At 71.4% G+C, this 19,603-nt stretch carries 20 protein-coding genes and 2 pseudogenes; 7 read left to right on the top strand and 15 right to left on the bottom strand.

Annotated elements, in window-relative coordinates; all coding sequences use genetic code 11:
- Window positions 1-178 precede the first annotated feature (178 nt).
- The 5 genes from ASF20_RS18840 to ASF20_RS18860 form a co-directional block, all read right to left on the bottom strand.
- Window positions 179-457, bottom strand: coding sequence for an exodeoxyribonuclease VII small subunit (locus ASF20_RS18840; protein WP_056276840.1), 279 nt, complete (start codon window positions 455-457; stop codon window positions 179-181).
- Between the two features lie 179 nt (window positions 458-636).
- Window positions 637-1,170: a hypothetical protein gene (locus ASF20_RS18845; protein WP_056276842.1), complete on the bottom strand. Its 534-nt coding sequence runs from the start codon at window positions 1,168-1,170 to the stop codon at window positions 637-639.
- Window positions 1,170-1,772: an HD family hydrolase gene (locus ASF20_RS18850; RefSeq protein WP_056217774.1), complete on the bottom strand. Its 603-nt coding sequence runs from the start codon at window positions 1,770-1,772 to the stop codon at window positions 1,170-1,172. Before ASF20_RS18850 ends, ASF20_RS18845 begins: the two co-directional genes overlap by 1 nt.
- Complete coding sequence (locus tag ASF20_RS18855) at window positions 1,769-2,404, bottom strand: DNA-3-methyladenine glycosylase I (protein WP_056276846.1); 636 nt, start codon at window positions 2,402-2,404, stop codon at window positions 1,769-1,771. Before ASF20_RS18855 ends, ASF20_RS18850 begins: the two co-directional genes overlap by 4 nt.
- Before the next feature lie 49 nt (window positions 2,405-2,453).
- Complete coding sequence (locus ASF20_RS18860; protein ID WP_056276850.1) at window positions 2,454-3,305, bottom strand: folate-binding protein YgfZ; 852 nt, start codon at window positions 3,303-3,305, stop codon at window positions 2,454-2,456.
- Window positions 3,306-3,421: 116 nt separating this feature from the next.
- Here ASF20_RS18860 and ASF20_RS18865 point away from each other — a divergent pair, with 116 nt between their 5' ends.
- The gene (locus ASF20_RS18865; protein WP_056276855.1) at window positions 3,422-4,759 is read left to right on the top strand and encodes a dihydroorotase; all 1,338 of its coding nucleotides are present in this window, start codon (window positions 3,422-3,424) and stop codon (window positions 4,757-4,759) included.
- Between the two features lie 82 nt (window positions 4,760-4,841).
- Here ASF20_RS18865 and ASF20_RS18870 read toward each other — a convergent pair whose 3' ends face one another.
- From ASF20_RS18870 to pdxH, 6 genes are all read right to left on the bottom strand, one after another.
- Window positions 4,842-5,096 (bottom strand): hypothetical protein, encoded by a 255-nt coding sequence (locus tag ASF20_RS18870; RefSeq protein WP_055954093.1) that lies wholly within the window; start codon window positions 5,094-5,096, stop codon window positions 4,842-4,844.
- Window positions 5,097-5,257: 161 nt separating this feature from the next.
- Complete coding sequence (locus tag ASF20_RS18875) at window positions 5,258-5,671, bottom strand: TIGR02301 family protein (RefSeq protein WP_056348310.1); 414 nt, start codon at window positions 5,669-5,671, stop codon at window positions 5,258-5,260.
- Between the two features lie 47 nt (window positions 5,672-5,718).
- Complete coding sequence (locus ASF20_RS18880; protein ID WP_056217762.1) at window positions 5,719-6,195, bottom strand: NUDIX hydrolase; 477 nt, start codon at window positions 6,193-6,195, stop codon at window positions 5,719-5,721.
- Window positions 6,192-7,331 carry a hypothetical protein gene (locus tag ASF20_RS18885; RefSeq protein WP_056276861.1) on the bottom strand — a complete coding sequence of 380 codons (1,140 nt, stop codon included), beginning with the start codon at window positions 7,329-7,331 and terminating at the stop codon, window positions 6,192-6,194. The genes ASF20_RS18880 and ASF20_RS18885 overlap by 4 nt, the downstream gene beginning before the upstream one ends.
- On the bottom strand, window positions 7,324-8,046 hold the full coding sequence (locus ASF20_RS18890; protein ID WP_056276923.1) for an SDR family oxidoreductase: 723 nt from the start codon (window positions 8,044-8,046) through the stop codon (window positions 7,324-7,326). Before ASF20_RS18890 ends, ASF20_RS18885 begins: the two co-directional genes overlap by 8 nt.
- 291 nt (window positions 8,047-8,337) lie before the next feature.
- Window positions 8,338-8,994: a pyridoxamine 5'-phosphate oxidase gene (pdxH, locus tag ASF20_RS18895; RefSeq protein ID WP_274534739.1), complete on the bottom strand. Its 657-nt coding sequence runs from the start codon at window positions 8,992-8,994 to the stop codon at window positions 8,338-8,340.
- A gap of 103 nt (window positions 8,995-9,097) precedes the next feature.
- Here pdxH and ASF20_RS18900 point away from each other — a divergent pair, with 103 nt between their 5' ends.
- The 3 genes from ASF20_RS18900 (at window position 9,098) to fabI (ending at window position 11,831) form a co-directional block, all read left to right on the top strand.
- A complete protein-coding gene (locus ASF20_RS18900; protein ID WP_056276864.1) occupies window positions 9,098-9,658 on the top strand; it encodes an RT0821/Lpp0805 family surface protein in 561 nt (186 codons plus the stop codon).
- Window positions 9,659-9,850: 192 nt separating this feature from the next.
- On the top strand, window positions 9,851-10,795 hold the full coding sequence (locus ASF20_RS18905; RefSeq protein WP_056276868.1) for a DnaJ C-terminal domain-containing protein: 945 nt from the start codon (window positions 9,851-9,853) through the stop codon (window positions 10,793-10,795).
- 193 nt (window positions 10,796-10,988) lie between these two features.
- On the top strand, window positions 10,989-11,831 hold the full coding sequence (gene fabI, locus ASF20_RS18910; RefSeq protein ID WP_056276872.1) for an enoyl-ACP reductase FabI: 843 nt from the start codon (window positions 10,989-10,991) through the stop codon (window positions 11,829-11,831).
- Between the two features lie 20 nt (window positions 11,832-11,851).
- Here fabI and ASF20_RS18915 read toward each other — a convergent pair.
- Window positions 11,852-12,202: pseudogene (locus ASF20_RS18915) on the bottom strand (AAA family ATPase); the annotation flags it as partial.
- Window positions 12,203-12,236: 34 nt separating this feature from the next.
- Complete coding sequence (locus ASF20_RS18920; protein ID WP_056276879.1) at window positions 12,237-13,274, bottom strand: polyphosphate kinase 2 family protein; 1,038 nt, start codon at window positions 13,272-13,274, stop codon at window positions 12,237-12,239.
- A gap of 136 nt (window positions 13,275-13,410) precedes the next feature.
- Between ASF20_RS18920 and ASF20_RS18925 the strand changes: the two genes are divergently transcribed.
- The 3 genes and pseudogenes from ASF20_RS18925 to ASF20_RS25090 form a co-directional block, all read left to right on the top strand.
- Window positions 13,411-14,001 carry a histidine phosphatase family protein gene (locus tag ASF20_RS18925; protein ID WP_056217742.1) on the top strand — a complete coding sequence of 197 codons (591 nt, stop codon included), beginning with the start codon at window positions 13,411-13,413 and terminating at the stop codon, window positions 13,999-14,001.
- Between the two features lie 139 nt (window positions 14,002-14,140).
- Window positions 14,141-18,232 (top strand): Pls/PosA family non-ribosomal peptide synthetase, encoded by a 4,092-nt coding sequence (locus ASF20_RS18930; protein WP_056276885.1) that lies wholly within the window; start codon window positions 14,141-14,143, stop codon window positions 18,230-18,232.
- A 42-nt stretch (window positions 18,233-18,274) separates the two neighbouring features.
- Window positions 18,275-18,466, top strand: a pseudogene (locus ASF20_RS25090) (type II toxin-antitoxin system Phd/YefM family antitoxin); the annotation flags it as partial.
- Between the two features lie 217 nt (window positions 18,467-18,683).
- On the opposite strand, the gene ASF20_RS23605 reads toward ASF20_RS25090, so the two are convergent.
- Together ASF20_RS23605 and ASF20_RS18940 are read right to left on the bottom strand one after the other, a co-directional pair.
- Entirely contained in the window at window positions 18,684-18,869 is a 186-nt protein-coding gene (locus tag ASF20_RS23605; protein ID WP_056348263.1) for a DUF3606 domain-containing protein, read from the bottom strand.
- A 65-nt stretch (window positions 18,870-18,934) separates the two neighbouring features.
- Window positions 18,935-19,591: an alpha/beta hydrolase gene (locus ASF20_RS18940; protein ID WP_056186925.1), complete on the bottom strand. Its 657-nt coding sequence runs from the start codon at window positions 19,589-19,591 to the stop codon at window positions 18,935-18,937.
- Window positions 19,592-19,603 lie beyond the last annotated feature (12 nt).

The following is a 19,603-nucleotide window of genomic DNA, read 5'->3' on the forward strand; positions in this document are numbered from 1 at the left end:
CGCCCGCTCCGGCGCGATCTTGTCTTGCGAGGTCTTCTCTTGCGAGGTCTTCTCTTGCGAGGTCTTCTCTTGCGAGGTTTCTTGCCGTGACACCGAACCAACCTCACGCCCGGAGGGAAAACATGCGCGCAATCACTTGGCGCCAATGAAGAATTTCGATCGGAAGCGGAACCGCCCCCTACTCGACGTCGAGGGGCGCGACGCCCGCCGCCTTGCCGTCGGTACCCAGGGTGATCTTCTGGATGCGTGCCTCGGCCTTCTGCAGCAGCCCTTCGCAGTGGCGCTTCAGCGCCTCGCCGCGCTCGTAGATCGCCACCGATTCGTCGAGGGGGACATCCCCCTTCTCCAGGCGTCGCACGATGTCCTCGAGTTGCTCCAACGCCTTCTCGAAGGGCAGGTCGAGGCCCGGCTCGTCCGTACCGGACGTCGACGCAACAGCGGGTCGCGTGACACTCATTCTAAACTACCCCATGATTCTGACGGTCTAAGCCGCGGGCCCGGAAGCCGACAACCCGATCCGGCCGGTGGATCGTCGTTTCGTTGTCCGGGGCGGCGTTTGCGCCACACCTCGCCCCCCGGTTTCTGCGCGACGACAGGCGGGACGCCCGAAGCCGGATCGCTTTCTCTTCGAAGTGCTTACGCGACGACTTGGAGGTCGGAGCTGAAGTCCAGCCGAAACGGCTCACCCTCGAAGGCCTCCGCGCCGCGACCGATCTCCGCGATCGCCGCGATCATGCGGCCATCGCGGTTCAGCATGCGGTCGGCGAGGGCCACGAACAGGGCGTTGGGCGTCGCCGACGGGGCGGCGGCCCGGAGCGCCTGGGCGATCTTGGCCTCGTCGCGGTCCGGGGCCAGGGCGCAGGCGACGATGTAGGCCGCCGCCGTCGAGCGGCTGATGCCCGCATAGCAGTGGATCAGCAGGGGCTGGGCCCGGTCCCAGGTTCGCCCGAAGTCGAGGATCTGCGCGATGTGGGGCTCCCCCGGCGTGACGTGTCCGTCCATCGGCGCGACGATGTCGCTGACCTCCACGACGCAGTGGCGTCCCTCCGGGATCTCCACCGGACGGGCGATCGCGGTGCCGACCTTCATCAGGGTCATCAGGTGGGTCGCGCCGGACCCGTCGAGGGTCTCGGGCAGCCGGGACAGGGGGCAGACCTGGAGATGCGGCATCAGGCGGACTCCGGGCGCGCGAGACCATGGAAACGGGCGAGAAAGCGTGCCTGCGCCACCGCGGTGGGCCAGGGGACCAGCAGCGCCTCGGCCTCGGGACCGAGGGGACCGCAGGCGCCGAAGATTGCATCGGCCTCCGCCCCGGAAAATCCGGCCAGACGCGTCGCCTCGTGATAGGCGGCGATGCCGTCGGCCCGCTTGACCAGGGCGGACAGGGCCGCGCCCGGTTCGGGAAGCCCGAAGCGCTGGCGGATGGCGGTGAGGAGCCGGCGCTCCACCGCCTTGTAGGAATCGCCGATCGCCGCCTTGAAGGGCGAGATGATGTCGCCGATGACGTATTCGGGGGCATCGTGCAGCAGCAGTTCGAGGCCGTGGCCGACGCCGAGGCCCGGCGCCTCTCCGCGGCCGATGGCCTCCACCAGCAGGGCGTGCTGGGCCACGGAGAAGACGTGCGGCCCGGCCGTCTGACCGTTCCAGCGGGCGACGCGGGCGAGCCCATGGGCGATGTCGGCGATCTCGATGTCGCGGGGGGCCGGGTCGAGGAGGTCGAGGCGCCGGCCCGACAGCATCCGCTGCCAGGCGCGGCCGGGATCGCCGCTCATGCCGAGCCCCCGGCGGGCCGAGACCCGAGGGCGGCGCAGGGCCCGTGCCGGTGGCAGCCGAGGAGGTGATCGTTGGCGAGGCCGACCGCCTGCATGAAGGCGTGGACGATGGTCGGCCCGCAGAACGCGAACCCCTCCGCCTTCAGGGCCTTGGACAGCTTTCGCGAGATGTCGGTCTCGGTGGCGATGCCCGCCCGATCCCGCGCCGTCCCCTGGATCGGCGCGCCGTCGACGAAGTCCCAGAGAAAGGCCGAGAAGCCCTGCCCGCGCCCCTCGATGGCGAGGTAGGCCCGGGCACCCGCGATCGTGCCGACGATCTTGGCCCGGTTCCGGATGATGCCGGTATCCTGCATGAGACGGGCGACGTCCGTGTCCGTGAACCGCGCGATCGCCTCCGGGTCGAAGCCCGCGAAGGCGCGGCGGAAGCCCTCGCGCCGGCGCAGGATGGTGATCCAGGACAGGCCGGCCTGGAAGCCGTCGAGGATCAGCTTCTCGTAGAGGGCACGGCCGTCCCGCTCCGGCACGCCCCATTCGGTGTCGTGATAGCCGACGTAGACGGGGTCGAGGCCGGCCCACCAGCAGCGGGCGCAGCCGTCGGGATGGTGGATCAGGCCGGAAGCGTCGGTGAGCATCGCCGAGGGTTTAGCCGGGCAGGGCGGCGGCGTCGATGTTGGGGCTGCGTCAGCCGGCCAGCGCGGTTTCGGGAAAAGCGAAGGTTGCGAAGGACGGCTTCTCGACCCCGACCGGAACCGTACCCGCCCGCAGGGGCTCACCGGCCGCCAGGGCGTCGGCGAGGCGGTCGAGGCGCACGGTGCCGAGGGCCCGGCCGCCCGCGACGCTGCCGACGGTGCCGAGCGCACGCTGCCCGGCGGTGATCTCGGCCCCGGTCTGCAGCACCTCGTCCGAGACCGCGACCAGGGGGACGATCCGGGTCCGGGCCGTGCCGCGATGTTGCATGCGCGAGACCACCTCCTGCCCGACATAGCAGCCCTTGCGGAAGTCGACGCCGCCGAGCTGGTCCATCAGAGCCTCGTGCGGGAAGGCGTCGGACCAGGGAAAGTCGCGCCCGCCCTCCGGGATGCCGAGGGCGATGCGGTGGGCGTGGTAATCGGACTCGGTCGCATCCGCCGAGAAGGCGCCGAGCGCGAAGATCAGGCGCTCGCCCAGCGCCCCGAGGCGGCCGTCGCGCCGGCGGGTCACCGCGGCAGCGGTCTCGGCCCCGTCCCAGGCGGCGGCCACGCCGAAGGTGGGCTCGAGAGCGATCGTCACCCGGGCGCGCAGGCGGTAGAGCCCGAGGCGCTTGGCGAGGTCGGGCGCGCGCTCGGCGGCCACGTCGAGCTGGAAGCCCTCCGGCGTGCGACCGACGAGGAAGTCGAACAGGATCTTGCCCTGCGGCGTCAGGAGCGCACCGAGGCGGGCCTCGCCGGGCTCGAGAGTCTCGACGTTGCAGGTCACCACGCCCTGCAGGAAGCTCGTCGCGTCCTCGCCCGAGACGGTGACGACGGTGCGGTCCGGCAGCAGGGCGATCGGCATGGCGGCTCCTTGGCACAAGCGGCGGCGGCATTGCGCCCCGTCCGGGCCTGACATAAGCCGCCCGCGACCCCGTCTCAATGTGCGTCCGGAACGCGGACGGCCCCAGGAGATTCGGAATGGACCAGCCCTTCGACCTCCTCCTCACCGGCGGCACCGTGGTGAACCAGGACGGCGCGCACCGCGCCGACCTCGGCATCCGCGCCGGACGCATCGCGGCGATCGGCGACCTCGCGGCGGCGCAAGCCGCCGAGCGGCGCGACTGCACCGGCCTGCACCTGCTGCCCGGCGTCATCGACAGCCAGGTGCATTTCCGCGAGCCGGGACTCGACCACAAGGAGGATCTCGAATCGGGCTCGCGCGCCGCCGTCATGGGCGGCGTGACCACGGTGTTCGAGATGCCGAACACCAACCCGCTCACCACCAGCGCCGAGGCCCTGGCCGACAAGGTCGCCCGGGCGCACCATCGGATGCATTGCGACTTCGCGTTCTGGGTCGGCGGCACCCACGAGAACGCGCATCGGGTTCCCGAACTCGAGCGCCTGCCGGGCGCCGCCGGCATCAAGGTGTTCGTCGGCTCCTCCACGGGCTCGCTGCTGGTCGAGGATGATGCGGGCGTCACCGAGATCCTGAAGCGGACCCGCCGGCGCGCGGCCTTCCACGCCGAGGACGAGCCGATGCTGCGGGCGCAGAAGGACCGGCGCGTGCCGGGCGACCCCTCCTCGCACCCGGTCTGGCGCTCGCCGGAGGCGGCCCTGACGGCGACCCGGCGCCTCGTGCGCATCGCCCGGGCCACGGGTGCCCGCATCCACATCCTGCACATCTCGACGAAGGAGGAGATGGCGTACCTGGCTGACGCCAAGGACGTGGCGACCTGCGAGGTCACGCCCCACCACCTCACCCTCGACGGCGACGAGGCCTATGCCCGCCTCGGCACCCTGGTGCAGATGAACCCCCCGGTGCGCGGGGCCGACCACCGCGACGGCCTCTGGCACGGCCTGTCCCAGGGCGTCGCCGACATCCTCGGCTCAGACCACGCGCCGCACCTCCTCGAGGAGAAGGCCAAGCCCTACCCGGATTCGCCCTCGGGCATGACCGGGGTGCAGACCCTGGTGCCGATCATGCTCGACCACGTCGCCGCCGGCCGGCTGTCGCTCGCCCGCTTCGTCGACCTCACCAGCGCCGGCCCCAAGCGCCTGTTCGGCATCGCCCGGAAAGGGCGGCTCGCGGTCGGCTACGACGCCGACGTGACGGTGGTGGACCTCAAGCGCCGCGAGACCATTCGCAACGACTGGATCGCCTCGAAATGCGGCTGGACGCCCTATGACGGCGTCACCGTGACGGGCTGGCCGGTGGGCACCCTGGTGCGCGGCCACGGCGTGATGTGGGAGGGGGCCCTGACCGCGCCGTCCCGCGGCGAGGCGGTGCTATTCGAAGAGGCCCTGCCTCGGGCCTGAGTCCGGCGCAGCAAAAGGGCAGGCACCCGGCGCCTGCCCTTCGGTCGTCCGCGCCGGTGAAGCGCCGCGGCGCCCGGCTTCGTTAATGCTGCGGACTGGTGGTGAAGGCGCCGCCGCGGATGCGGTCCGGGAAGCCCTCGGCGTAGCGGGCCGTGGCCTCCTCGCCATAGGTCGTGACGAGTTCCTGGAAGGCCGCGAACAGGGCGGCCTGGGCCATGCAGTCGCCGTCGAGCCCGTCGAGACAGCCCTCGGCGAACGCTTCCGAGACGTAGCTCAAGGCGACGCGCTTGTCGTCGAGATCCGCCTCGAAGGGCGCGGAGACCGTATCCATGTGCATGGGCCACATCATCGTTTGCGCCGGTGAACGACCCGGCGAGTAACCACGAGGATAGGGCGATCGGAGGAGTTCGCAAAGCCAGGAATTGCGAAGCGGTTAACGCGGGCACTCAAATTCTTCGTTTCCGCCCGCGGCCCGCACCCTGTGGCCAACCGGCATCACTACCCGCCGAACCGGCTCGCCAGGGCGTGCGACAGGCGCTCGCCCTCGGCCACGTAGCGGGCGGCCGCTTCGTTGGCCGCGGGGGTGCAGACCCGGTAGGTCAGGCTGTAGCCGCGATAGCCGCGATTGTAGGCGCCGGCGAGCCGGTCGCGCCGGCTCGGGGTCACGCCCTCGGCTTCCATCAAGGCCTTCATCCGGGCCGGCCACTCGGCGGCATCGGGCGCGGTGCAGAGGTCGCGCAGGAAGGCGAGGGAGCCGATGACCTCCGAGAGACGGAGCAGGTCCCGGTCGTAGGGCGCGGGCGGCGGTTCGGGCGCGGGCGGCGGCTCCTTCTCCTTCTCGGACGGCTTCGGCGCAGGCCGGGACGAGCCGCCGCGGGATTGCTGGGCGAACCCGGCCTCCGGCCCGGCCATCAGCACGGCGAGGCCGCACAGCATCACGATCCCCGCACCACGAACCGTCACGCCGCGGGCTCCGCGCGTGGGGCGGCCCGGACGAAGGCCTCGCGAACGGTCGCGGCGAGGCCGGGGGTCGTCGCCAGGGTCTCGAGTTCGGCGAGGGTGGCCCAGCGCACGCCCAGGGCTTCCGGGCCGGCCGCCGGCTCGCCGCCGGTCCAGAGGGCCGCGTGGGGATGGACGACGTAGTGGTGGCGCACGCGGCCCTCGGGGTCGCGCAGGATGATCTCTGTGGGGCTGAGCACGCCCACGACCTCGGCCGACAGCCCGACCTCCTCCTGCAATTCGCGCAGGGCCGCCTCGGCCAGGGGCTCGCCCGCCTCGACGAGGCCGCCGGGAAGGGTCCAGACGCCGCGCATCGGCTCGTTGGCCCGGGCGGCGAGGAGCACACGGTCGTCGCGCAGGACCGCGATCGAGGTGCCGACGAAGGGCCGCGTCGGGAACAGGCGCGACGCGGCCGCCTCCGGATCGGTCCCGCTCACGGCGTCACCACGGCGATGCGACCGTCGGAGAGGCCGACGAGGAGGCGGGTGGCGGGGCCACGGCCGAGGCTGGCCAGCCCGAAGGCGGCGAGGCCGGGCAGGGGGGCACGCGACCGCTCGCGGACGCCCTCCTTCAGGGAGAGGATCGCCACGGCGCTCCGGTCCGCGATCGGCAGGGCCAGCTCGGGCGCGCCCTCGCGCTCCGGCTCGACCAGGGCCGCGAGGTCGACCTCGCCCTCGCCCGGGGAGACGTTGGTGTAGCCCGGCGCCTCCCGGGCCAGGCGCAGGGCGCCGGCCTCCAGGGCCCAGAGCTGCAGCTGGCCGGCGCCGTCGGGGGCCGCCACGGTCGCGATCTGGGGCCGGCCGGTGCCGGAGAAATCCGCGATGGCAGCCGGCTTCAGGGGCTGGCCTCCCGGCCCGGTGGCCTGCTCCGGACTGCGGGCCAGCAGGGTCCAGGCGACTCCGGGCGTCGCCGCGGCACCGGGCTCGGCCTTAGCGAACAGGGCGAGGGCGGCCCCGCCGGCGGGTGCGACCGTGACCGCGAGGACGATGGGCTTGCCGTCCAGCCGGGCGATCCGCGGCCGGCGCAGGGCGAAGGCCGCGTCGGGGGCGGCCGAGAGAGGGGTGGTCACGACCGGCACGGGCTTCGGGTCGCCGCCCATCGCCACGGGCTGACGCTCGCGGATCACGAGGGTGCCCGCCTGCTCGGGGCCGCCGGCCAGGGCCGGCCGGGGATCCGCCAGATGGGCGCTCAAGGCGCCGGAGACCGCGCGCCGGGAGCCGGGCAGGGCGCCGCGCGGGGTCTCGGTGGCCGCCAGCCCCTCCACCGCCTCGGCGCCGAGCAGGGTGGTGGTCACCTGCCCGTCGACGAGGCTGAGGGCCGCGCCGCCGGCATCGCCCCAGACCACGGCGATCGGCGCCTCGGGCTCGACGACCGCCGGATTGGCGCTGCGGGAGCGGGCGAGGGGCAGCAGGCCAGAGGTCGCCACCGCGATCGCGACCTCGCTGCCGGGCCCCCGCAGGGCACGGGCTCGGAACGGCAGGTCGAGGATCGCCACCGACGGCTCCGCGCCGGCGGGGGATGCGGCGATCAGGAGCCCGACGAGAAGCGCGCGGCGCGCCCCCCGTTCAGACATGCTGGCCGCCGTTGATGTGCAGTTCGGCACCGTTCACGTAGGAGGAGGCCTCGGTGCACAGGAAGTAGATCGCCTTGGCGACCTCGTCGGGCGTGCCGAGGCGGCGCTGCGGGATGCCGGCGACGATCTTGTCGGTGCCCGGCGACAGGATCGCGGTGTCGATCTCGCCGGGCGAGATGGCGTTCACGCGGACGCCGAGGGGGCCGAAGTCGCTCGCCATCTCACGGGTCAGGCCGGCCAGGGCCGCCTTGGAGGTACCGTAGGCAGCGCCCGCGAAGGGATGCACGCGGGAGCCCGCGATCGACGTGACGTTGACGATGGAGCCCTTGGCCCGGGTCAGCTCCTCGCAGAGGCCGCGGGCCAGGAGGAGGGGGGCGAAGAGGTTGACCTGAAACACCCGCTGCCAGTCCCCGAACTCGGTGGCGATGGCACCCAGGCGCTCGCCCAGCGGGCCCTTCGGCGAGATGCCGGCATTGTTGACCAGCGCGTGCAGGAGGCCGCCCTCGGCGGCCAGGCGCCCGGCCACCTCCTCGATGCCCCGCACCGTATCCTGGGGGTCGGACAGATCGACCTGGAGGTGATCCTCCGGGCCCATCTCCCAGGGACAGTTCTCCGGGAAGGGATGGCGCGAGCAGGTGATCACCCGCCAGCCGGCGGCCGAGAACCGTTTGACGGTGGCGTGGCCGATCCCACGGCTCGCCCCCGTGAGCAGCATGATGCGCCGGCGTTCGTTGGATGAGGCCAAGACCGTTCCTTCAGGATCGGGAGGCGTCCGGCCGGCGGAACCGCCGTGCCGCCGAGAAACCCCCACGCCACCCCCAGGTCTAAGGGGCGCGGGGGCTAAAATCCAGGGTCATCCCGCGACGCACCAAGGGGCCGGCGCGCCGACGGCCGAGGGCCGTCGATCTCGTACAGGAATCCGGCCGAGGGCCGGCGATCCGGTCCAGGAATCAGGCCAGGGCCGGCGATCCGGTCCAGGAAACCGGCTAGGAGCCGTCGATCCGCCTCAGGGATAGAGACGCGCCCCGCGCCAGGCCCCGCCATCGGAAGCCTCGCCGTCGCGGGTGAAGCGAACGCGATCGTGCAGGCGGAAGGGGCCGTTCTGCCAGAACTCGATCGAGACCGGCGCGATGCGAAAGCCCGTCCAGTTCTCCGGACGCGGCACCGGGCCCTCGCCGTAGCGCTCGGCCAGGGCCTCGACCGCGCGCTCGAGGGTCGCCCGGTCGGCCAGGGGGCGCGACTGGCGGCTCGCATGGGCCCCGAGGCGGCTGTTGCGGGCGCGGCTGGCGAAGTAGGCATCCGCCTCCTCGGCCGTGACCCGGGTCACGGGGCCGCGGGCGCGGACCTGACGGCCCAGGCTCTTCCAATGCAGCACCAGGGCGGCCTGCGGGTTCTCGCGCAGCTCGTCGCCCTTGGCGGAATCGACGTTGGTGTAGAACACGAATCCGCGCGCATCGACGCCCTTCAGCAGGACCACGCGCACGTCCGGCAGGCCGTCGGCACCGGCCGTGGCCAGCGCCATGGCGTTGGGATCATTGGGCTCCGAGGCTTCGGCCTCGGCCATCCAGGCCGCGAACAGGGCCCAGGGATCGGTGGCGCGGGTGAAGTCGCCTTCGGGCCCCGAGGCGTTTTCGGCCGCGCTGCGGGAAGCGGGATCATCGATCCTTAACCGTTCCAAGGCGTAATCCTGTGGTGAGATCCGGGTCGGGGGCACCGACGTGGGACACGAACGTTTCGGCCCAACACGTCGTTTGAGATCAGGTGTAATGCGTCGGCGCGACTGTAAAGCCCAAGCCGTCCCGGAAATTCGTGTCCGCCGCCGGTCGCGGACCTTGCCGCAACGGACCACGCGGGCCATCGGCCTCAGCGTGCTGCTCGGCTTGAGCGGTTGCGGCCTGCCGATCATCACCTTCCAGGCGGAGGAGACGGCGGCCGGCGCCGTGGCTGTAGCGGCCAAGCGCGGCGACAAAACGAGCGCGGCGCTGTTGGACGAGCCGACGATCACGGGCAGCATCGACAAGCACCCGCTGGGCTTCGGCAACGACCTCGGCGCCGAGGATTGGCGCCGCGCCAACGCGGCGCTCGCCGTCGCCCTCGATCCGCAGGGCAACGGCCGTCCGGTGAAGTGGGACAACCCGGAAACGACCCTGCGCGGCTCGGTGAATCCCACCGGTCTGCCCTACGTCGCCAACGACCTCGTCTGCCGCGACTTCCTGGCCTCCGTCATCTCGCCGGCGGGCAGCCGCTTCGTGCGCGGGACCGGCTGCAAGCCCTCCGGCGGCGATTGGACCCTGACCAAGGTGCGGGCGGCGAAGGCGTCGTCCTGAGGGCGGTCTCGGCGCGCCATGGCGGGTCCGTTCGGATCACAGTGCGAACAGAAGCGTTGACGCCGCGCCAATCGCAGCGAATTCTCGCGCGAGACCGTTGCAGAGAAGCAACAGGCCGTCCACATGACAGACGAATCCGAAGGCGCCGGGCCCATGCCCGGCCCCAGGCGGCACCGAGAATCCTGAAGACCGATGCGAAATCCCTACGACGTGCTGGGTGTCTCCAAGGGCGCCAGCGAAGCCGACATCAAGAAGGCCTACCGCAAGCTGGCGAAGGCCTACCATCCCGACCGCAACCAGGACGACGCCAAGGCCAAGGACCGCTTCGCGGAGGCCAACAGCGCGTACGAGATCCTGGGTGATGCGGGCAAGCGCGCGCAGTTCGACCGCGGCGAGATCGACGGGGACGGCAAGCCGCGCGCCACGGGCTTCGAGGGCTTTGGCGGATTCGGAGGCGGGCGCGGCGGCGGCGGGGGCGGCTTCGACTTCGAGAGCGCCGCGCGCGGCCGCGCCCCCGGCGGCGGGGGCGGCGGGGGCGGCATCGGCGAGGACATCTTCTCTCACCTCTTCGGCGACGCCTTCCGGTCCGCCGGCGCCGGCCCCGGCGGACCGCAGCGCGGCCCCGTGAAGGGCGAGGACGTGGCGGCCGAGCTCAGCGTCAGCCTGGAGCAGGTGGCCAGCGAAGAGAAGCTGCGCCTCTCCCTGCCGGGCGGGCGCGACGTGGACGTGGTGGTGCCGAAGGGCGTGGTCGACGGCCAGACCATCCGCCTGCGCGGCCTCGGCAATCCGGGCGGCCTGCGGGGCGCGCCGGGAGATGCGCTGTTGACGATCCGCATCCTGCCCCATCCCCGCTTCACCGTGGACGGTGCGGACCTGCGCGGCAGCGTGGAGGTGCCCCTGGAGGACGCGATCCTGGGCGGCCCGATCCGGGTGCCGACGCTCACCGGCGCCGTCGAGATGAAGATCCCGCCGATGACCGGCTCGGGCCGGACCTTCCGTCTCCGGGGCAAGGGCCTGCCGAAGAAGGACGGGACCCGGGGCGACCTCCTGGCGGTCACGGCCGTGATGCTGCCCAGCGGCGAGGATGCGGCGCTCACCGAGTTCGCCCGGGCCCGGCGCGCGGCCAAGGCCGACTGAAGGAGCGTCGCCTCGCCCGGTTCGTCGACCAGGGGCCCGAGCCTCCGGGCCGTTCCGCGACGGCCTCCCGGCGCTGTCAGGCCCCGGACTTCCGTCCCAGGCGCGCCTCCGCTAAGGATGCCCGGCGCGAACACGCCGAACCGTCGCCCGACGGGCCCGTCGGCACGCGCCACGGCTCTCGCTCAGGTGACACATGGCGGACACGCACCCGGTTCACGATCACGTCGGCGGCCTTCTCGCCGGCAAGCGCGGCCTGGTGCTCGGTGTCGCCAACAACCGCTCGATCGCCTGGGGCATCGCCAAGAGCGCGGCCGCCCACGGCGCCAAGCTCGCCTTCACCTACCAGGGTGACGCCCTCAAGAAGCGCGTCGAGCCCCTGGCGCGGGAACTCGACGCCCATGTGGTCGGGCATTGCGACGTCACCGATCCGGCCTCGATCGACGCGGTCTTCGCCGCCACCGCCGAGGTGTTTCCCGAGGGGGTCGACTTTGTCGTCCACTGCATCGCCTTCTCGGACAAGGACGAGCTGACGGGCCGCTACGTCGAGACCTCGGAGGCGAACTTCACGAAGTCGCTGCTGATCTCGTGCTACTCGTTCACGGCAGTGGCCCAGCGCGCCGAGAAGCTGATGCCGAACGGCGGCTCGCTCCTCACGCTGACCTATTACGGCGCCGAGAAGTGGATGCCGCACTACAACGTCATGGGCGTCGCCAAGGCCGCCCTCGAGGCCTCCGTGCGCTACCTCGCCGCCGATCTCGGCCCCTCCAAGATCCGCGTCAACGCGATCTCGGCGGGCCCGATCAAGACGCTGGCCGCCTCCGGCATCGGCGACTTCCGCTACATCCTGAAGTGGAACGAGTACAACGCTCCCCTGCGGCGCACCGTGACCATCGAGGAGGTCGGCGAGACCGCCACCTACCTCGTCTCGGACATGAGCAAGGGGATGACCGGCGAGATCCTCCACGTGGATGCCGGCTACCACGTCGTCGGCATGAAGAACCCGGAAGCCCCGGACCTCAGCCTCGACAAGGACTGACGGCTGGCGGTCTCCCGCCTTCAGTCCTCCTCGGCGAAGGCGCCGAAGAGCTTGAGGCCTTCGATCCAGGTCGCACCCTCGCGCTTGATCACCCGGTGGGCGTGCGCCCCGCCCTCCGCCAGAATGGCGTCGGCCAGCCGCTCGGAATGGGTCACCAGCCAGACCTGCGTGCGCCCGGACGCCTTGACGATCATGCGGGCGAGGGGGGCCAGCAGATCCGGATGGAGGCTGGTCTCGGGCTCGTTGAGGGCCATGAAGGGCGGCAACCGATAGGCGAGCAGGGCGCCAGCCAGAGCCAGGAACCGCAGCGTCCCGTCGGAGAGTTCGGCCGCCTCGAAGACCCGCTTCGGATAATTGGGAAACACCATCCCGCACCACAACTTTTGATTGCGTCCGGGACCCGGGTCAATCCGGCACGGTCATCCCGGCGATGTCGCCCTGCGCCTTCGGAAACCGTGGGTCCATCGCCTCCAGGGTGTCGGCGATGGTGCGGGCGATGAGGAGGTTGCGGTACCATTTCCGGTTGGCCGGAACCACGTGCCAGGGCGCTTGCGGCGTGGAGCACGCGGTCAGCGCGTCCGCGAAGGCCGCCTGGTAGGCGTCCCAGGACCGGCGCTCCACGAGGTCGGCCGGATCGAACTTCCAGTGCTTGTCCGGGTTCGCGAGGCGGGCCTCCAGGCGCTCCTTCTGCTCGTCCTTCGAGATGTGGAGGAAGAACTTGAGCACGGTGGTGCCGGCGGCGGCGAGCATCCGCTCGAAATCGTTGATCTGGTCGTAGCGGGCCCGCCAGACCGGCTCCGGCACGAGGTCCTTCACCCGCACCACGAGGACGTCCTCGTAATGGCTCCGGTTGAACACGTTGATCATGCCGCGCGCCGGCGCCTTGGCGTGGTAGCGCCAGAGGAAATCGTGGTCGCCCTCCTCGGCGCTCGGCACCTTGAACGACCACACCCGGCAGCCCTGGGGGTTCACGCCCTCGAACACCGCCCGGATGGTGCCGTCCTTGCCGCCCGTGTCGATGGCCTGGAACACCACGAGGAGGCTGCGCTTGTGCTCGGCGTAGAGCCGCTCCTGCAGGGCGGCGATGCGGGCGCGCTCGGCCACGAGCGCCGCCTTGGCCTCCTCCTTGTCGAGGCCGCCATCGGCATTCGCGTCGATCGCGTCGAGGTCACAGCGGGTCCCGGGCCGGACGGTGACGATGCCGGGGGCGGCGGGGGCGAGGCGGGGATCGATGGTTTCGCCGGCCGCGCTCGCCCGGCTCTCGGCCTCGCGGGCCCAGTGCGCCGATGAGGGCGGCCGGTGCCCGGACCGGCGGGCTTCACCCGTCTGCTCCGCCTTGCCGCGCGCGGCGTCCTTGCGGTGCGAAACGTCACGCTGCGACGCGGCAGCTCCGGTTTCTGCCGGACTCTGGCCCCGCCGATGCTTGCCGTGATGCTTCGACATGATGAGACTCGCTTGCTTGGGTGACGGCGGACCGGGGCGACTGCCGATGGGCAGGGCCAGGATGTGCAGGGCCAGGATGTGAGTGCGAAAACGATAGCCCGGCTCGGCCGTTCCGCCGAGCGGCGGGCGTGAGGCCGTGAACCCGATCTACTTCATCCGCCACGGCCAGACCGATTGGAACGCGGAGGGACGCCTGCAGGGCCAGCGGGACATCGACCTGAACGCCGAAGGCCTGCGTCAGGCCGGCGCCGTGGCCGACCGTCTCGCCGCCGCGGCCGACGGTGCCGACCTCGCCGCCATGGACTTCGTCGCCAGCCCGCTCACCCGGACCCGCCGGACCATGGAAACGCTGCGGGCGGCCCTCGCCCTCGACCCAGAGGGCTATCGCCGGGATCCGCGCCTGGCCGAGATCAGCTTCGGCGCCTGGGAGGGCTCGACCTGGGCCGAGATCCGGCGCTGGGATCCGGCCGGTGCCCTGGCCCGCGACCGCGACCGCTGGGGCTATCGTCCGCCCGGCGGCACCGGCGAGAGCTATGCCATGCTGGTGGAGCGGGTCACGCCCGCCATCGTCGAACTGACGCGGCCCACCGTGATCGTCGCCCATGGCGGCGTCGCCCGGGCGATCCTGGTGATCCGGGGCCATCTCGGCATCCGCGACGCGCCCCGCATCGGCATCCGCCAGGGCAGCGTCCTCATCCTCGACCGGGCCGGCTGGCGCTGGGCCTGACCGGCCGCGGCCTGCGCGTTCAACCCCGGTTCAAGCCGACCGCCCAAACGTGCTAGACGCGCCGTGATTTCGGCGCGATCCGGGCGCCTACCCGGCCAAAAGGACGGCTCCCGATCGGGCGCCGGCAGCGGAGCAGCGGATGACCAGTCTCGCCGAGACGACTCGGCCCCGGGCGGCAGCGCGCGGGCCTCAGGACACGCGTCCGTCGACGGACGCGGCCGGTCCGCGGGCAGTCCTGCGCGGCGCGGTCCGCCCCGACCTCATCCGCGACGAGACCCTGGGCGAGATCTTTCTCGCGAGCGCCGCGGCACGCCCGGATCATCCGGCTCTCGTCGACGGCGCCCGGACCGGTCCCGACGGCGCCCATCCGGCCTTCTCCTATGCGGAGGTCGAGGCGCGGGCCGGTGCGATCGCCCGCGGCCTCGCCCACCGGGGCATCGGCCCGGGCGACGTGGTGGGCCTCTGGATGGCGCGGGGCCCCGACCTGCTCATCGCCCAGATCGGCATCACCCTGTCGGGCGCGGCCTGGTTGCCCTTCGACGCCGAGGCTCCGGCCGACCGCGTCGCGGTCTGCCTGGAGGATGCCCAGGCCAAGGCACTCCTGGTCTCGCCCGCCCTGGAGCCGCAGGCCCCCGCCGGGACGCCGAGCCTCACGGTCGCGGGCCTCGCGTCCGCGACGCCGGAGCGCGCCGCGCTCCCCGACCTGCGCGCGGCGGGCCTGACGCCGGAACACCCGGCCTACCTGATCTACACCTCGGGCTCGACCGGCGTGCCGAAGGGCATCGTCATCAGCCACGCCAACATCTGCCATTTCCTGCGCTCGGGGAACGTCCTCTACGGGATGCGGCCGAACGACGTGGTGTTCCAGGGCGCCTCCGTGGCCTTCGATCTCTCGATGGAGGAGATCTGGGTGCCCTACCTCGTGGGCGCGACGCTGTTCGTGGCTTCGCCGGCCATGATGGGCGACGTTGAGAGCCTGCCGGACATCATCGCCCGGGCCGGCGTCACCGTCCTCGACACGGTGCCGACGCTGCTGGCGATGATCTCCCGGGACCTGCCCACGGTGCGCCTCGTGCTGCTCGGCGGCGAGGCCCTGCCCGAGCCCCTGGTCGCCCGCTGGGCGAGCGGCGCGCGCCAGCTCTTCAACACCTACGGTCCGACCGAGGCCACGGTGGTGGCCACCGCCGCCGAGATGCAGTCCGGCGTGCCCGTGACCATCGGCGGCCCGATCCCGAATTATTCGGTGTATGTCGCGGGCGAGGCGCTCGAGCTTCTCGCGCGGGGGCAGCCCGGCGAACTCCTGATCGGCGGTCCGGGCGTCGCCAAGGGCTACCTGAAGCGCCCCGAGCTGACGGCGGAAAAATTCATCGCCAACCCCTACGCCTCGGATGGGACCGACCCGGTCCTGTACCGCTCCGGCGACGCGGTCTCCCTGGATGCCGCCGGCAACATCCTGTTCCACGGCCGCATCGACGATCAGGTGAAGATCCGCGGCTTCCGGGTGGAACTCGGCGAGATCGAGTCGCGCATCCAAGTCCTTCCCGGCATCAACCAGGCGGCGGTGGTGCTGCGCCAGGACGACGGGGTCGACCGCCTCGTCGCCTTCCTGGTGCCAGACCGCGGCACCGAGATCGACCGGGTCGCCCTGCGTCACACGCTCGCCGAGCAGATGCCGCCCTACATGGTGCCGGGGCATTTCGAGACCGTGGAGGTGCTGCCCCGCCTGACCTCGGGCAAGGTCGACCGCAAGGCCCTGCGCATCGCCACCCTCACGGTGGCCGACACGTCGGGCGAGCAGGAGCCGCCGCGCAACGAGACCGAAGCCGCGCTGCTCGCCGCCGCCAACCGCATCTTCGGCAACCAGGCGATCCCCTTCGAGGGCGACTTCTTCGCCGATCTCGGCGGCCACTCGCTGCTGGCCGCCCGCTTCGTCGGCGCGGTGCGCGAGGTGCCGGCGCTGGCCGCCATCACCCTGCAGGACGTCTACGGCCAGCGCACCCTGCGGGCCATGGCCGACACCCTCGTCGCCCGCACCGGCGGGGCCGGTACCGAGATGGCGATCCGCGATCTCAGCTTCCCGGCGCCCTCCCTGAAGCGGCGCTTCCTGTGCGGCCTCGCGCAGGCGGCGGCCCTGCCCTTCGTCATCGCGCTGGCCACGGCGCAGTGGCTCGGCATCTTCGTGACCTACCTGCTGCTCACCGGCGGCGGGCTCGGCTTCTTCGGCGAACTCGGCGTGCTGCTCCTGGTCTATATCGGCATCAACGCCGTCACGGCCGCCATCGCGGTGGCGGCCAAGTGGCTGATCCTCGGGCGCACCAAACCGGGGCGCTACCCGCTCTGGGGCGTGTACTATTACCGCTGGTGGCTGGCGCAGCGCCTGACGCCGCTGGTCCACGTCAAGTGGCTCCAGGGCTCGCCCGCCATCGTGTTCTACCTGCGGCTGCTGGGCGCCGACATCGGCCGGGACGCGCTGATCTCCGACGCGGAGATCGGGGCGCCGGACCTGCTCAGCGTCGGCCCCGGCGCCTCGCTGGGCGGCCGCCTCGTCATCGCCAACGCGGAGGTGGTGGGCGATGCGCTGATCATCGGTCGCGTGGCGATCGGCGCCGACGTGGCCATCGGCGCCTCCTGCGTCATCGGGCCCGACACGGTCATCGGCGACCATGCCGAGATCGGCGACCTCACCACCATCCCCACCGGCACGCGGGTGGGGAGCGCCGAGATCTGGGACGGCTCACCCGGGCGCAAGGTCGGCGACGCCGACCCGGAGGCGCTGCCCGCGCCCGCCACGGCCTCGCCCCGGCGGCGCTTCGCCTTCGCGGCCCTCTACACCTTCCTGCTGGCGGCGATCCCCGCCATCGGCCTGCTGCCGATCTTCCCGGCCTTCTACATCTTCGACCAGCTCAGCGATTCCCTCGGGGACATCACCGACATCGACTACCACTGGTACCTGCCGCTGCTGACCTGGCCCACCGCCATGCTGATGACGGCGGGCACGGTGCTGCTGATCGCCGCGATCCGCTGGCTGGTGCTGCCCCGCGTCTCCTCGGGCACCCACTCGATCTACAGCGGTTTCTACCTGCGCAAATGGGCCGTGGCGCTCGCCGCGGAGGTGACGCTGGAGACGCTCTCCTCCCTGTTCGCCACCGTCTACATGCGGGCCTGGTACCGCCTGATGGGCGCCCGGATGGGGCAGGGGGCCGAGATCTCCACCAACCTCGCCGGGCGCTACGACCTCGCCGATATCGGCGCGCGCAACTTCATCGCCGACGAGGTGGTGTTCGGCGAGGAGGAGATCCGGCGCGGCTGGATGACGATGCACGAGGTCCATACCGGCCCGCGCGTCTTCGTCGGCAACGACGCCGTGGTCCCGCCGGGTGCGGTGATCCCGGAGGACGTTCTCATCGGCATCAAGTCGAAGCCGCCGGCGAACGCCCTGATGAGCCCAGGCGACACCTGGTTCGGCTCGCCGCCGATCAAGCTGCCCTCGCGCCAGCGGGTCGATCTCGGCTCGAACACCCAGACCTACGAGCCCGGCATCGGGCCCAAGCTCCGGCGCGGCATCTTCGAGGCGTTCTCGACCTCGTTCTCGCCGATGCTGTTCATCACCCTCGCGATCTCGGCGATCGATTTCTACTTTTACCCGGCGATCCTGGCCCAGGACTGGACCGGCCTCGCGGTCAGCTTCGTGGCGGTCTCCGTCGCCATCGCCTTCATCCAGTCCTTCACGGTGATCGCGGTGAAGTGGCTGCTGATGGGCGTCTACAAGCCCGGCATGCAGCCGATGTGGTCGTGGTGGGCCATGCGCACCGAGGCCGTCGCAGTGCTCTACTGGGGCCTGGCCGGCAAGGTGCTGCTGGAGCACCTCGTCGGCACCCCGTTCCTGCCCTGGATGCTGCGGCTCCTCGGCGTGAAGGTCGGCCAGGGCGTGTGCATGCTCACCACCGACATCACCGAGTTCGACTGCGTCACCATCGGCGACTACGCCACCATCAACCGCACCTCCGCCCTGCAGACGCACCTCTACGAGGACCGCATCATGAAGGTCGGCCGGGTCGAGGTCGGCCGGGGCGTGTCGGTGGGCGCCTTCTCGACGGTGCTCTACGACACCAAGGTCGGCGACTACGCCCGCCTGCGGCCGCTCACCATCGTGATGAAGGGCGAATCGATTCCGGCCCATTCGGAGTGGGAGGGGGCGCCCGCCGTGCCGGTGGTGCACGCCAAGGCGTGAGGGGCGGCCCTGGACCGGCGGCGACCTGCTGATCTGGTCCGTATGACCAGATCGTCGAAATCACACGGGTTGTCGCATCCGCAGGGGGTCCGGCCGCTGCAGGACGCCACGGCGCGCTTCAGCGGACTCGTGCGCCGCGTCCGCAGCGAGGGCCCTCAGCACGTGACGGTGCGCGGGCGCGACGAGGTGGTGGTGATCTCCGCCGCCGACTTCCGGCGACTTCAGAGCGATCGCGAAGACCTGACGCGCGATCTGTACGAACCGGCCGGTGGCCGATGGCGCCGGGCGGAAGGACATCGTCGGCGGAGGGGTGGAGGGGCGCCCGCCGTGCCGGTCGGGCACGCACAGGCGTAAGACACAACAGTGACGACAAAAAACGGCAGCGCTCCGTCATGGAGCGCCGCCGCATGTCATTGAGCCCGGCGACCGTTGTGGATCCGCCGCGAGCCCGTTACGGCCACCGCTTTCCAAGGCACTGCGCGACCTTCGCCGTTCCGTTTCCGACGCGATCGACACAGGCTCGGAGTTGGTCTTCCGTGACACCGAACCGCTTCGTCCAGTAGCGCACCTCCCAAGCCTCGGTCAGGCTGATCTTGCTGGGATCTTCCGGACCACGGCGTTCCAAATCATCATTCATAGCGCTTCCTCAAGTTGCGCAACGAATAATATTCATCCGAAAATAAACTTCAAGTAGCCCTGCGATCACGCCGCCTCGGGCTTCGGGCCGAGGCGCTTGTCGAGGTAGGTATCGACGGTCTGGGTCAGCTCGTCGACCTTGCCATCGAAGAAGTGGTTGGCGCCCTCCACCATCTGGTGCTCGATGATGACGCCCTTCTGGGTCTTCACCTTCTCGATCACCGGCATGACCTCGCGGGCCGGGGCGACCCGGTCCTCGGAACCGTGCACGAACAGGCCCGAGGACGGGCAGGGGGCCAGGAAGGTGAAGTCGTAGCGGTTGGCCATCGCGGCGATCGAGATGAAGCCCTCGATCTCGGGGCGGCGCATCAGCAGCTGCATGCCGATCCACGAGCCGAACGAGACGCCGGCGATCCAGCAGGCGCGGGCCTCCGGGTTCACCGACTGCACCCAGTCGAGGGCGGAGGCCGCGTCGGAAAGCTCGCCCGTGCCGTGATCGAACGCGCCCTGGCTGCGGCCGACGCCGCGGAAGTTGAAGCGCAGCGCCGCGAAGCCGCGATTGGCGAAGGTGTAGAAAAGATTGTACACGATTTGATTGTTCATCGTGCCCCCGAATTGCGGGTGCGGGTGCAGCACGATCGCGATCGGGGCGCCCTTCTTCTTGGGCGCCTGGTAGCGCCCCTCGAGACGGCCGGCGGGACCGGTGAAGATGACTTCGGGCATGGAAACCAACAC

It is taken from the genome of Methylobacterium sp. Leaf88 (assembly GCF_001422795.1).
In the GTDB taxonomy this organism is placed as follows: domain Bacteria; phylum Pseudomonadota; class Alphaproteobacteria; order Rhizobiales; family Beijerinckiaceae; genus Methylobacterium.

What these genes read in the sequence shown, in the direction of transcription:
- ASF20_RS18840 (WP_056276840.1), bottom strand. Translation starts at nt 457, where the DNA reads ATGAGTGTCACGCGACCCGCTGTTGCGTCGACGTCCGGTACGGACGAG.
- ASF20_RS18845 (WP_056276842.1), bottom strand. Translation starts at nt 1,170, where the DNA reads ATGCCGCATCTCCAGGTCTGCCCCCTGTCCCGGCTGCCCGAGACCCTC.
- ASF20_RS18850 (WP_056217774.1), bottom strand. Translation starts at nt 1,772, where the DNA reads ATGAGCGGCGATCCCGGCCGCGCCTGGCAGCGGATGCTGTCGGGCCGG.
- ASF20_RS18855 (WP_056276846.1), bottom strand. Translation starts at nt 2,404, where the DNA reads ATGCTCACCGACGCTTCCGGCCTGATCCACCATCCCGACGGCTGCGCC.
- ASF20_RS18860 (WP_056276850.1), bottom strand. Translation starts at nt 3,305, where the DNA reads ATGCCGATCGCCCTGCTGCCGGACCGCACCGTCGTCACCGTCTCGGGC.
- ASF20_RS18865 (WP_056276855.1), top strand. Translation starts at nt 3,422, where the DNA reads ATGGACCAGCCCTTCGACCTCCTCCTCACCGGCGGCACCGTGGTGAAC.
- ASF20_RS18870 (WP_055954093.1), bottom strand. Translation starts at nt 5,096, where the DNA reads ATGCACATGGATACGGTCTCCGCGCCCTTCGAGGCGGATCTCGACGAC.
- ASF20_RS18875 (WP_056348310.1), bottom strand. Translation starts at nt 5,671, where the DNA reads ATGGCCGGGCCGGAGGCCGGGTTCGCCCAGCAATCCCGCGGCGGCTCG.
- ASF20_RS18885 (WP_056276861.1), bottom strand. Translation starts at nt 7,331, where the DNA reads ATGTCTGAACGGGGGGCGCGCCGCGCGCTTCTCGTCGGGCTCCTGATC.
- ASF20_RS18890 (WP_056276923.1), bottom strand. Translation starts at nt 8,046, where the DNA reads ATGCTGCTCACGGGGGCGAGCCGTGGGATCGGCCACGCCACCGTCAAA.
- ASF20_RS18900 (WP_056276864.1), top strand. Translation starts at nt 9,098, where the DNA reads ATGCGTCGGCGCGACTGTAAAGCCCAAGCCGTCCCGGAAATTCGTGTC.
- ASF20_RS18905 (WP_056276868.1), top strand. Translation starts at nt 9,851, where the DNA reads ATGCGAAATCCCTACGACGTGCTGGGTGTCTCCAAGGGCGCCAGCGAA.
- fabI (WP_056276872.1), top strand. Translation starts at nt 10,989, where the DNA reads ATGGCGGACACGCACCCGGTTCACGATCACGTCGGCGGCCTTCTCGCC.
- ASF20_RS18920 (WP_056276879.1), bottom strand. Translation starts at nt 13,274, where the DNA reads ATGTCGAAGCATCACGGCAAGCATCGGCGGGGCCAGAGTCCGGCAGAA.
- ASF20_RS18930 (WP_056276885.1), top strand. Translation starts at nt 14,141, where the DNA reads ATGACCAGTCTCGCCGAGACGACTCGGCCCCGGGCGGCAGCGCGCGGG.
- ASF20_RS23605 (WP_056348263.1), bottom strand. Translation starts at nt 18,869, where the DNA reads ATGAATGATGATTTGGAACGCCGTGGTCCGGAAGATCCCAGCAAGATC.
- ASF20_RS18940 (WP_056186925.1), bottom strand. Translation starts at nt 19,591, where the DNA reads ATGCCCGAAGTCATCTTCACCGGTCCCGCCGGCCGTCTCGAGGGGCGC.